Consider the following 12,534-nt stretch of genomic DNA (forward strand, 5'->3'; position numbering starts at 1 on the left):
TGGCCCGTAAATGAGGTCCGCCGGGCGACCCCACCCCCCACGGGAAGGACGCCCGGCGGACCGGTCGGTGCAATGCGGACGATGCGATGCAGTCGGTACGACGCGCCGATGTCACATTGCCGATGTGACATGCCACTGCGACGTGCCACTACGACGTGCCACTACGACGTGCCGCTGTGACATGTCAACGGTGACTCATAGCTGTGATCAACGCACTACATAGGCGTCATTCACGGTCTGGACGACGGAGTTGCCGTTGGCGTCCGTCAGTTCGGTCTTCAGGGTGACCGCCTTGCCCGCCGCGCCCTTGTGGTTCACGGTCGCGGTCCAACGCCCGCCCTGCCGACCGGTGGTGGCCTGTGACCAGGTCTCACCACCGTCGTACGAGAAGGAGACCTTGGCGCCGGTCAGCTTGCCAGGCGTGTAGCCGGCGTGGCCGGTGACGCCGAGGCCGATCTTCTGGCCGTCCGTGGCGGGCACGGTCTTCATCCCGTCCGACGGAACGTCGTAACGGGGGAAGAGCAGCGGGATGCCCTGCGAATAGACGTCCGCCTGCCGCTCGGAGCGGAACTTCCAGGTGGTCTCCGTCGCCGTGGAGCGCTTCCACACCGCCGCCGGCTGGCCGAACTTCATGGTCGACAGGGTGAGTTCGTACGCGCGGTCCTCCGCCGGGACGGTGAACGCGCCGGACGGGTAGCCGCTGCTGCCGATCTCCTCGCCGCCGCTGGTGAGCCGCATGCTGCCGAGGTCGCCGAACGAGCCCTGCTCCCCCGCGTGTTCGGTGTCGGTCACGAATCCGGGGGCGACCCCGATCACGTTGTCCTGCCGTTCGGCGGCGAGGGCTTCCTTTCCTGCCGCGTCGCGCGGGGTGCCCGGCGTCAGGAGACCCCGGTACCACTCCTCGGTGCGCTTATGTCCGGCCTCATAGGTGCGCGTCCGGTCGGTCATGAACTCGCCCCAGGGGAAGCTGGAGGAGAGCATCTTCTGCCATCCGCTGTCGCCCGCCGAGTAGTACTCGGTGCGCTTGCCGGGGGTGGCGAGCGTGTCGAAGCCGGAGGCGGCGAAGGCGCCGCCGTACGGCCGGGTGACCAGCAGCGTGTCGACGAAGTCGGCGGCCACGCCCATCGAGTCGTGCGTGGCGGTGACCGAACCGAGCTTCTTGTCGCGGACCTTGTACGTGCGGTCCGAGGTGATCCGGCCCGTCTCGGGGAAGGCCAGGTTGTAGACGAACGGGCTGACCGCCGTCGCCTTCCAGGACACCTCGGCCGGGCCCTTGGCGAGCGCGGCGGTCAGGACGGCGGCCTCGTCGGACGTGAGACCGAGGACCGGCAGCGGAGCGGTGCCGTAGCCGATGCCCGGCTGCCAGTCACCCGCGGAGGGGCGGTGCACGATGAGCGCCTTGGCGCCCGCGGTCCGGGCGGCGCTCGCCTGGGTCGTGACACCGGCGCCGTCGGCGACCTTCACCAGGGCGATCCGGCCCTTGACCCCGGCGGCCGCCAGCTCGGCGGGGGTGCCGGTGCCCGCGTCGACGACCTCGGCCCGGCCGGTGCCGTCCAGGTTGACGGAGCCCGTACCCGCCGGGCGCGGATGCAGGGCCGGTCCGCCGACCAGGGAGAACTTCTCGATCTGCGGGGCGTAGGCGCGCCAGAAGCTGTCGAACTCGAAGTCGCCGTCACGGGCGGTGCCCTGGACGTCGACCAGATAGTTCTTGACGATGCGGGTGCCGGATATGGAGCCGGAGTGCAGCCAGGTCTCGCCCCACGAGCGCCCGAAGGCAAGGGTGGTGGTGCGGGTCTCGGTGGCCCGGTCCTCGGTCTTCACCGTGAGCTTGTGCGCCTTGCGGGCGTCCAGCACCACGGTGGTGTCCTCGGTGACGTTCAGCTGCGGCCTGGCGAGGTAGCCGACGGACTCGACCAGCTGCCCGGTGGCGTCCTTCGGGTCGGGCGAGCCGATGAAGCTGGAGACGAAGTACGCGCCAGGGCGTACCTGGTATGTCTGGTCGGTCGCGCCCTCGTTGAAGCGGCGTTCGCCGGATGCCGTGTCGGTGCCGATGACATCGAGCGAGGAGACGCCGTCGGCGGGCTTTCCGGTGCGGTCGATGAGCTTGACGCGCAGGGTGACCGTCTCGGGGGCCACGTACAGCGAGAAGGGGGTGACGACCTTGACGCCGTCGGCGGTGGCCAGCACGCGCCCGGTGACATCGCCGTACTGGCTGCTGTCCAGGCGTGCGTCCGGGTCGAGTTCCAGGGGGACCTGGACGGTGGCGCCGGGCGGGACGGTGACGGACGTGCGGCCGAGTTCGGCGATTTCGGAGCGGACGGCCGAGCCGTCGTTCCCGGTGACGCCCGCGACCTTCAGCGACAGCTTGACCGGCTTCCCGCCGACGTTGGTGTAGGGCACGTCGACGGTGGTGCGGTCGCTCCTGTCCTGCGGCCAGTTGAACGTGCCGCCCTGGACGGCCGGGGATCCGACGACGGCCGTGTCGATGGCACGCGCGACATCGAGTCGCCCGGCGCCGGTCTCCCGTACGTCGCCGGGGACGGCGCTCTTCGCGGAGGAGACCAGGGCCGCCTTGACCTGCTGGGCTGTCCAGTCGGGGTGGCGCTGCTTCACGATCGCGGCGGCGCCGGCGACATGCGGGGTGGCCATCGACGTACCGGACATCGACCGGTACGCGTACGGTCCGCGGCCACCCGCCGCGGCGGCCGAGATGGCGACGCCGGGGGCGGCGATCTCGGGCTTGAGGGTGTGCGAGCCGATCGCCGGGCCGCGGCTGGAGAAGTTCGCGGTGGAGTCGTCGCGGTCGACGGCGCCGACGGTCAGCACGCTGGGGGCGCAGCCGGGCGAGGAGACGGTGTTCAGCGTCGGGCCGATGTTGCCTGCCGCGATCACGAACAGGGTGTCCTTGCTGTGGCCGAGTTCCTCGGCGGCCAGGCTCATCGGGTCGGTGCAGTCGGTGGGGGCCGCGCTGCCGAGGCTCATCGAGACGACGTCGGCCTTGTTGTCGACGGCCCACTGCATTCCGGCGATGATCCAGGAGGCGGCGCCGGACCCGCTGTCGTTGAGGACCTTGCCGACGAGGAGGTCGGCGCCGGGCGCGACTCCCTTCTTCTTCCCGTCGCTCGCCGCGCCGGAGCCGCCGACCGTGGACAGGGTGTGGGTGCCGTGGCCCTGGCGGTCGTCGGTGGAGTCGGAGTCGGTGAAGTTCTCCGAGGCGGTGATGCGGCCCTTGAGGTCCGGGTGTTCGGCGTCGGCGCCGGTGTCGAGTACGGCGACCTTGGTGCCCTTGCCGTCGTAGCCCGCCGCCCAGGCGACGTCGGCTCCGACCTGCTTGGTCGACTTGTCGAGGTTGGCTTCGACCTTGCGGTCGAGCCAGAGCTTCTTGAGCCCGGCCGCGGAGCGCGACCGGGGTGCGGTGAGGTCCGCCCAGAAGTCGTCGGTCCGCTTCTTGTCGGCCCGGAGCGCGACGCCGTCGATGACGTCGAGGACCGCTCCGCGCTCGGCTCCGCGCGGGGTGGGCGGCGCGCTGCGTGCGGTGTCCGCCCGGTAGGTGGCGATCAGCGGCACGGTCGTGGAGTGCGCGTCGTCGTAACCCTGGCGGATCAGACCGGTGACGTTGAAGAGTTCTTCGTCGACCGTGCCCGCGGCGAGCGACTCGACGGCGGTGTCCGGGTAGACGTACAGGTCCTTGCCGGACTGCCGGGTCTGCACCAGGGGTACGGTGCCGTCCTCGCGGGGCAGCGCTGCGGCGGACGCGGCCCCCGAACTGTCGGTGCTCACCCGCACCTTGTCGCCCGTGACCAGGGTCACGGTGACCGGCTTCCCGTCCTTCGCGGCGGCGGCCGCGCTGCCGGTCAGCGGTCTCTTCGCGGTCACGTCGTCCGGTGGCGCCGCCACGGACGGTGCGATCGCGGTGACGGCGAGGACGGCGGCGGTCGCCGCTCCCAGTGCCGTACGCGATATCGGGCGCATCGCTCTCCCCAGGTCAATCCGGAATGAAGCAGCCCAAGGGGCGACATTCCAGAGGTTGTTGGTACTGCGGTGGCGCCACATTGACAGAGGGGCCACCCGTACGGGGGATGATGTGTACGGCGGGTTTACGCCGTGGCCTTTTCCCGCCACGGCCGGTCGGCCGGAGCAGGCGCGGCGGCGCGCGATCACGACGCCCGGGGAGGGCCGGAGATGCTGGGTGCGATTGGTCTCGACGAGCGACAGGAAGCGGCGTACCGCGCACTCGTCGCGGCGGGGGCCGCGGAGCTCTCCGACCTCGCGCACCGGCTGGCGCTGCCCGAAGGGGACACCGAACGGGCGCTGCGCAGGCTGGAGCAGCAGGGCCTGGCGGCCCAGTCCTCGGCGCGGCCCGGCCGTTGGGTGGCGGCGCCTCCGGGGGTGGCGCTGGGAGCTCTGCTGATCCAGCAGCGGCATGAGCTGGAGCAGGCGGAGCTGGCGTCGGCGCTGCTCGCGGAGGAGTACCGGGCGGAGGCGAGCGAGCCGGCGGTGCACGATCTGGTGGAGGTCGTGACCGGGGCGAGTGCGGTGGCGCACCGTTTCCATCAGTTGCAGCTGGGGGCCACCTCGGAGGTCTGCGCGCTGGTCACCGGCAATCCGATCGCGGTGAGCGGCATGGACAACGAGTCCGAGGAGCGGGCGGCGACGCGCGGGGTGACCTTCCGGGTGGTCGTGGAGCGCGAGGTGCTGTCGCTGCCGTCCGGGATCCTGGAGCTGTCGGCCGCGCTGAGCCGTGACGAGCAGTGCCGGGTGGTGGACCGGGTGCCGACGAAGCTGGTCGTCGCCGACGCGGGCCTGGCGATGGTGCCGCTGACCGGGCGCGGTGCGGAACCGGCCGCTCTGGTCGTCCATGCCAGCGGGCTGCTGGAGTCGCTGATGGGGCTGTTCGAAGCGGTGTGGCGGGACGCCATGCCGCTGCGGCTGGGCGAGTCCGGGTGGGTACGGGAGGACGAGGTCGGGCCCGATCCGACGGATCTGGAGATCCTGTCGCTGCTGCTGGCCGGGCTGACGGACGCGAGCGTGGCGAAGCAGCTGGACCTGGGGCTGCGGACCGTACAGCGGCGGGTGAAGGGGCTGATGGAGCTGACGGGGGTCTCGACGCGGCTCCAGCTGGGCTGGCACGCGTACGAACGGGGCTGGGTGTCCCGCACCCCGCGCGCCTGAGAACCCCTCGACCCGCGTACTCCTGTTCCGGGGCCGCGAAGCAGCTACCGAAGCTTGCTCCCCGAGTCGACCCCGAAACAGCTCCCGAAGCCGCTCCCCGACCTGCCCCCCGAAGCGGCCCCGAACAGGAGTTCACGCAGGGGTCCGCACAGGTGGCCGGGGCTGCGCTGACGGGCGTAACGCGGCGGCCTCCGGCAGGCTGGTCAGATGAGTGTGTGGCAGCTCGTCGCCGTCGGCCTGGTCATGCTGCTCGGACTGGTCGGTGTGCTGGCGCCGGGCGTGCCGGGACAGGCGATCGTCTGGGCCGCGGTGCTGTGGTGGGCGCTGGCGGACCAGACGCCGGCCGCCTGGGGCGTACTGATCGGCGCAACCGTCGTACTGCTGCTGAACCAGGCCCTGAAACCGCTGCTGCCGCCCCGCCGTCCCGGTGAGTCGGGGGCGCCCCGCAAGAGCCTGCTGATCGGCGGGGTGGCGGCGATCGTGGGGTTCTTCGTGCTGCCGGTGGTGGGCGGGATCGTGGGGTACGTCGGCGCGATCTACGGTGCCGAGCGGCTGCGGCTCGGCAGCCGGGGGGCGGGCTGGGCCTCGGTCCGCTCGGTGATGCGGGCGACCGGCTACTCGGTACTGGTGGAGCTGTTCGCCTGCCTGCTGGTGGCGGGCGCCTGGCTGGGCGCGGTGATCCTGAGCTGAGCCGCGCCACTCCGCGCACCTGGCCTGGACTCATGGCTGAACGCTGTCCAGAGCCACGCATACACATCGGATCTCTGCACACCTATTGACGCACAGACAGCACCTGCCTACCTTCCCTGGAGAAATAGCTCGGATGAATTGATGTGCTCACGCCTGCGTACGAGCCGCCAGGAGACGCCTTGCCCACAGCACCGGAACCGTCCGCCGCCGCCGTTGCCGCGCAGCCGAAGCCCCATTCCACCGCCGTTGCCGCTCAGCCGAAGTCCCGTCCCTCCGCCGACGCGCCCGTGCCCTCCTCCCCGTCCCGGAGGGCCGTCCTCGCCACCGGCACCGCACTCGGCGGCGGGCTGGTGGCAGGAACCGCCACCGCTCCGGCCGGCGCCGCCCCGCTGCCCCACTCCACGACCGCGCACGCCCCCGTCGCGGTGCACGCCCCCGCCGACAGCTGGCGCACCGTCCTGGACGACGCCGACCTGCTCTGGCGAAAGCTGCCGAAGACCTGGTACGAGGGCCCATATCTCGGCAACGGCAGCCTCGGCTCAGGGATCTACGCCGAACCCGGCGCGCAGAGCAATGCCATCCGCTTCAACGTCCAGCACTCCGAGGTCCAGGACCACCGCCCGGAGTTCGGTTCGCTCTTCGGTCTCGCCCGGCTCCCGATCGGGCATTTCACCCTGGAGCCGGTCGGCACGATCACCGGTGTCGAGTGGTGGATGCGACTGCGCACGGCCGAGCTCGAAGGCACCGTCACCACCACCGCGGGCACCCTGAAGCTCCGCGCCTTCGTGCACTCCTCCAGCGATGTGCTCGCCGTCGAGGTCACGCCCGACGCGGGCGAGCAGGGGTTCGGCTGGGTCTTCCACCCCGCGGACGCGATCAGTCCGCGGGCCGCGTTCAAGCCGCTCCCGGAGGGTTACACCGGCAATCCCCCGGCCGTCGTCGAACGGCACGGCGAGGTGTCGGCGGCCGTCCAGCCGCTGCTCGCGGGCGGCCAGCACGTCACCGCCTGGCGCGACCACGCCCGCGGCGGGGTGCGCACGCTGTACGTCACGGTCACGCACTCCCACCCGCGGACCACGGCCCGCGACCGGGCGCTGCGTACGGTGAGGACCGCGTCGGCCCTCCCGTACGCGCTGCTGGCGCGGCCCCACCGGGCGTGGTGGGACCGGTTCTACCGGAAGAGCTTCCTCTCGCTGCCCGATGCCCCGCTGCAGCGCTTCTACTGGATCCAGCTGTACAAGACGGCTTCGGCGGCGCGCAAGGACGCCCCCGTGATGGCCACCTCGGGCCCCTGGCTGGAGCCCACCCCTTGGCCCAACACCTGGTGGAACCTCAACGTCCAGCTGGAGTACTGGCTGATCCACGGCTCCAACCACCTCGAACTCGACGCGGTCACCCGCGCCCTGAGCGAATACCGCGACCAGCTCTCCCGTGAGGTGTCCGCGCCCTACCGCGCGGACTCCGCGGGCATCCCCCGTACCACCGACCCCCAGCTGGTCAACGGTGCCGCGGTGGCCGAGGGCGGCTACGGCGTCGGCATCCCCGGCCAGGACTCGCCCACCCCCGAGGTCGGCAATCTGACCTGGGCGCTGCACAACGTCTGGCTGTCCTACCGGCACACCATGGACCGGTCGATCCTGCGCGACACGCTCTTCCCGCTGCTGCGCAAGGCGGTCAACTACTACCTCCACTTCGTCACGCCGGGCGCGGACGGGAAGCTGCATCTCCCGGCGACGTTCTCGCCCGAGTACGGCGTCAACGCGCCGGACTGCAACTACGACCTGATGCTGCTCCGCTGGGGCTGCCGCACCCTGATCGAATCCGCGAAGGAACTCGGCGTGCGCGACCCGCTGACCGCCCGCTGGCAGGAGGTCCTGGCCAGGCTCGCCCCGTATCCGGTCGACGGCGACGGTTTCATGATCGGTGCCGGAGTGCCGTTCGCGAAGTCCCACCGCCACTACTCGCACATGCTCGCGGTCTACCCGCTGTACGAGATCACCGGCGCCACCGCCGAGGAACGGGCCCTGATCGAGAAGTCCCTCGCCCACTGGGTCGGCTTCGAAGGCGCGCTCCAGGGCTATACCTTCACCGGCGCCGCGTCGATGTCCGCGCTGCTCGGCAAGGGCGAGGACGCGCTGAAGTACCTCGGTCAGCTCATGGGCCGGTTCATCCAGGCGAACACCATGTACAAGGAGTCGGGCCCGGTCATCGAGACCCCGCTCTCCGCCGCCCAGTCGCTGCACGACATGGTGTGCCAGTCCTGGGGTGACGTCATCAGGGTCTTCCCCGCGCTGCCCGCCGCCTGGCAGGACCTGACCGTGCACGACTTCCGCACCCAGGGTGCGTTCCTCCTCAGCGCGGTACGGGAGGCGGGCCGGACCCGCTGGCTCCGGCTGACCAGCGAGGCGGGCGCGCCCTGCGTCGTACGCCACGGCATCGAGGGGCGCGTCGAGATCCGCGACCGGCGCGGACGGCCGCTGCGTCATGAGGAGGTCGCGCCGGGCACCGTACGGATCGAGCTGCGCAAGGGTGAATCCGCGCTGATCACGGCCAGGGGCGACCGGCCGGACCTGACGATCCGCCCGGTCGCGTCCGACGGGGAGGCGCCGCGCTGGGGCCTGCCCACCTGAGCCGGCGGCACGGCGCCCCGCGTCCCGGGGCGCGGGTCCATACGCCGATGCAGGGGTGAGGTATGCGTGTGAGGCTGGTCCCATGACCGAATTCAGCGACGCCGAGCGCGCGTACCTCTCCTCCCAGCGGCTGGGACGGATGGCGACGGTCGATCCGGCGGGCCAGCCGCAGGCCAATCCCGTCGGCATCTATCCGCAGCCGGACGGCACGATCCTGATCGGCGGACTCGCCCTCGCGACGACGAAGAAGTGGCGCAACCTCCAGTCCAACCCGAAGGTGGCCCTCGTCGTCGACGACATCGTGAGCCTCGATCCGTGGACGGTCCGGGGCGTCGACATCAGGGGCGAGGCCGAACTGCTCGTCGGACCGCACGACCTCGGCCCGCAATTCAGCGAGGAACTGATCCGCGTCCACCCGAGGAAGGTGATCAGCTGGGGCCTGGACGAGCGGGACTGAGCACGCACGGACGCGCCCTCACAGACCTCTGCGCCGTCACCGCGGAGACGGCGCCACGGTCACGCAAGGCCCGAGGTGGCGTACTCCAGCTCCAGGTGACGCACGGCGTACGACCGCCACGGCCGCCAGGACTGCCGCGCCCCGTCGCCCGGTGCCCCGTCCAGGTCCACATCGGGGTCACCGAGCGCCCGCATCCGGATGAGCGCCGCGGTCCGAGGGTCCATCCCCGGCAGCCGGAGCAGCGCCCGCTCCGCCTCGTCCCGGTCCGCCCCGGCGTCCAGCCGTACGTCCCCGTCGGCCAGCGCGGCCGCCAGGGCCACCAGCGCGGGTTCCTCCACGGCGCCGGCCAGCACCCCGGGCTCGGGAAACACATGGGTGAGCCCGCCGCACGGTACGTCCAGCACCTTCCCGTACCGCTCCACCAGCTCCTCGGCCCGCGCCCGCCCCACCAGCGTCCGTACGGCGAACTCCTCCGGGTCCGCGGTACCCGGCGAGCGCAGCCCCGGCCGCGCGACGACGAGCGGCGCGAGCCGGGGGTGGGCGCCGAGCGCCTCGTCGACGGCGTACGGATCGGCGTCCAGGTCGAGGAGCCGGCGCAGCCGCTGTACGGCGGTGGTGAGGTCGCGCAGGTCGGTCAGCTGGATCCGGGCCTCCAGCCAGGGCCCCGGGGACGCCTCGTCGACGGCGACGATGCCCGCGCCGTACGGCAGCCGCAGCGTGCGCCGGTAGGTGCGGCGGCCGGGCGGCCCGCTGATCTCCTCGATCCGTGCCACGGTCGCGGTTCCGAGCAGATCGAACACCTGCCGGGCGGCATACGGGCCGCGGTGGGCGAGCCGCAGCGGGATTCCGGCCCGGCGGCCCTCCCGCGCCCCCGCCCCCAGTCCCGTTCCGGCCTCGGTCCGCAGGGAGCTGGGCGTACGGGCGTAGATCTGGCGGATCGTTTCGTTGAACTGGCGCACACTGGCGAATCCGGCCGCGAAGGCGATCTCGGTGACCGGCAGAGCCGTGGTCTGGAGCAGGACCCGGGCGGTGTGCGAGCGCTGGGCACGGGCGAGCGCGACGGGGCCGGCGCCCAGCTCGGCGTTCAGCTGGCGCTGGACCTGCCGGGGGCTGTACCCGAGGCGGCCGGCGAGACCGGGAACGCCTTCCCGGTCCACCACACCGTCGCCGATCATCCGCATGGCCCGGCCGACCACATCGGCGCGTACGTTCCACTCCGCGGAGCCGGGTACGGCGTCCGGGCGGCAGCGTCTGCACGCCCGGAAGCCATTGCCCTGGGCGGCGGCCGCGGTCGGGTAGAACCGTACGTTCGCGCGCTTGGGGGTGACGGCGGGGCAGCTCGGCCGGCAGTAGATGCCGGTGGTCACGACGGCGAAGAAGAACTCTCCGTCGAACCGTGCGTCGCGGCTGCTCACCGCCTCGTAGCTGGTCTCTTCATCCATCACACCGTCCAGTGTGCGGCAGCCGCCGCTGCCGCACTCGCGGTTTTCGGACGTCGAACCGGCCGGTGGCGGCTACCGCACCCGGCCGCGCTTGGCCTCCATCGCCGCCCGCCCCTCGGCACCCTTGCGCTTCCAGTCCCGCCGGAGCTCGGAGCGCACCCGCGCGTCGGTCTTGGCGACGATGCGCTGGTTCTCGCGCAGCAGCTTGCGGTAGCTGTCGAGGCGCCGCTCGGACAGCGACCCGTCCTCGATGGCGCCGAGGACCGCGCAGCCGGGCTCCGCCTCGTGGGCGCAGTCGTGGAAGCGGCACTGCCGTGACAGGTCCTCGATCTCCGAGAAGACCTGGCCGACGCCGGACTCCGCGTCCCACAGTCCGACTCCGCGCAGTCCGGGGGTGTCGATGAGGACGCCCCCGTGCGGCAGGACGAGGAGGTTACGGGTCGTGGTGGTGTGCCGGCCCTTCCCGTCGACGTCGCGGGCGGCCCGCACCTCCATCACGTCGTCGCCGAGCAGCGTGTTGGCGAGGGTCGACTTGCCCGCGCCGGAGAGCCCGAGCAGCACGCTCGTACCGCCGGAGACCACGGCGGCGAACACATCGATCCCTTCGCCCGTGGCGGAGCTGACCGGCAGTACCTGCACTCCGGGTGCGATGGCCTCGATGTCCTGGACGAGGTGGTACAGGGTGGTCACGTCCGGCACCAGGTCGGCCTTGGTGAGCAGCACGATCGGCTGCGGATCGGCCCGCCGGGCCGCGGCGGCGTCCCCCAGCAGCGCGTCACCGCTGGAGCTGGACATGGCGAGCGCGAGGAAGCGCTCCAGCCGCCCGAGGTCGAGTTCGACCGCGAGCGAGACGCAGATGGCGATGTGATCGATGTTGGTGGCGAGCACCTGTCCTTCGGAACGCTGCGAGGACGTCGAGCGGACGAAGGCGGTACGCCGCGGCAGCAGCGTCCGTACGAACTGGGGGTCGCCGTCGGGGTCGAGGGCGACCCAGTCCCCGGTGCAGACGATCCGCATCGGGTCGCGGGGCACCACGAACGCGGTGTCCGCACGGAGTGTGCCGTCGGGGGTGACCACGTCGCACTGACCGCGGTCCACCCGCACCACGCGGCCGGGCAGGAGTCCCTGCTCGGCGTACGGGGCGAAGGCGGCCGCCCAGTCGTCGTCCCAGCCGTAAGGAGCCAGCGGGTGCGACGAGGACGGAACCGGAAGAATCGGGAAAGACAAGGGAAACCCTTCACAAGGGCGGCCCCGGCACCGCGCGCTCGGCGCGGGAGAGTTCAGGAGAAGGTCAGCCGGTGGCCACGGGGGTGAGAACGATGCTCTTCTGGTTGTGGGCAGCGCCCATCGCAACGACAGTCATCAATGTCCTCACCTCCTGGTTCCTCGCGGTATGTCGCCCCGCTGTGCGGAACGTTGCACACCATAGCCCGCCCCCGCCCGGCAGCGTCAACAGGTTTTCCACCGGCGCCCGATGGTGCCCTCGCGGGGGCCGCGGCGAGGTATTCGTCGGAGATACCCGCAGATCTCCCTCGATCAGGTGAAACGGGTGCACAACGTCCGGTCTCGGGCCGTTAGGGTGCCGAGCATGACCTCACCCCAGACCGCCACCGGCACGTTCACACAAGCCCAGTTGGGCACCCAGATCCTCATCGGCTGGAGCGGCGGACACCCCGACCAGGAGCACGATGTCGCCTTCCTCCTCACCTACTCGCTGGGCGACGGGCAGGACGGCCCGGAGGTCGGCGAGGCCGCATTGCGCACGGCCCTGACGCGCGCGGGCCTTCAGGTCGGCGGTGGCGTCCAGGACGCCACCGAGACGCCGGGCCTCCAGGTGAAGCTGCTCGTCCAGGCCGGGCAGGCCGTCCTGACGATGCCGCACCTCAAGGCGCAGTACACCGTCCCCGCGGAGTGGCTGGCCGCAGCCGAGTCCCAGGGCCAGGTGTACGGGATGTTCGCCACCCGGCCGTGGCCGGAGGCGGTGCCGGGACAGCCGGTCAGCGAGGAGCAGTTGCGGGCCTTCGCCGCGAACGAGGACGTCGTGCGGACTTCCGCCCACTGCCTCCTGCCCGTACGCGCCCTGGCCTGACCCCTACGGGACGGCCCTCGGCCGCTCCGCCCGCACATGACGATGCCCACCACC

General features: G+C 71.7%; 8 protein-coding genes. 5 read left to right on the forward strand and 3 right to left on the reverse strand.

Features of this window, described 5'->3' with window-relative positions; translation table 11 throughout:
• Window positions 1-207: 207 nt before the first annotated feature.
• The gene (locus tag OG413_RS35085) at window positions 208-3,972 is read right to left on the reverse strand and encodes a S8 family serine peptidase (protein WP_266812609.1); all 3,765 of its coding nucleotides are present in this window, start codon (window positions 3,970-3,972) and stop codon (window positions 208-210) included.
• Between the two features lie 210 nt (window positions 3,973-4,182).
• Between OG413_RS35085 and OG413_RS35090 the strand changes: the two genes are divergently transcribed.
• The 4 genes from OG413_RS35090 to OG413_RS35105 all read left to right on the forward strand — a co-directional run bounded on the left by OG413_RS35090 (window position 4,183) and on the right by OG413_RS35105 (window position 8,949).
• Window positions 4,183-5,172, forward strand: a complete 990-nt coding sequence (locus tag OG413_RS35090; protein ID WP_266812611.1) for a LuxR family transcriptional regulator — start codon at window positions 4,183-4,185, stop codon at window positions 5,170-5,172.
• Between the two features lie 207 nt (window positions 5,173-5,379).
• A complete protein-coding gene (locus OG413_RS35095; protein WP_266812613.1) occupies window positions 5,380-5,862 on the forward strand; it encodes a DUF456 domain-containing protein in 483 nt (160 codons plus the stop codon).
• Between the two features lie 287 nt (window positions 5,863-6,149).
• Window positions 6,150-8,492 carry a glycoside hydrolase family 95-like protein gene (locus tag OG413_RS35100; RefSeq protein ID WP_266813282.1) on the forward strand — a complete coding sequence of 781 codons (2,343 nt, stop codon included), beginning with the start codon at window positions 6,150-6,152 and terminating at the stop codon, window positions 8,490-8,492.
• A gap of 82 nt (window positions 8,493-8,574) precedes the next feature.
• Window positions 8,575-8,949 carry a PPOX class F420-dependent oxidoreductase gene (locus OG413_RS35105; protein ID WP_266812615.1) on the forward strand — a complete coding sequence of 125 codons (375 nt, stop codon included), beginning with the start codon at window positions 8,575-8,577 and terminating at the stop codon, window positions 8,947-8,949.
• A 59-nt stretch (window positions 8,950-9,008) separates the two neighbouring features.
• On the opposite strand, the gene OG413_RS35110 is transcribed toward OG413_RS35105, so the two are convergent.
• Entirely contained in the window at window positions 9,009-10,391 is a 1,383-nt protein-coding gene (locus OG413_RS35110; protein ID WP_266813283.1) for a DNA-3-methyladenine glycosylase 2 family protein, read from the reverse strand.
• A gap of 72 nt (window positions 10,392-10,463) precedes the next feature.
• Entirely contained in the window at window positions 10,464-11,618 is a 1,155-nt protein-coding gene (gene rsgA / locus OG413_RS35115) for a ribosome small subunit-dependent GTPase A (RefSeq protein WP_266812617.1), read from the reverse strand.
• Window positions 11,619-11,979: 361 nt separating this feature from the next.
• Between rsgA and OG413_RS35120 the strand changes: the two genes are divergently transcribed.
• Window positions 11,980-12,480: a DUF5949 family protein gene (locus OG413_RS35120; protein ID WP_073719183.1), complete on the forward strand. Its 501-nt coding sequence runs from the start codon at window positions 11,980-11,982 to the stop codon at window positions 12,478-12,480.
• Window positions 12,481-12,534: the final 54 nt, after the last annotated feature.

This window comes from Streptomyces sp. NBC_01433 (genome assembly GCF_026340105.1).
In the GTDB taxonomy this organism is placed as follows: Bacteria; Actinomycetota; Actinomycetes; order Streptomycetales; family Streptomycetaceae; genus Streptomyces.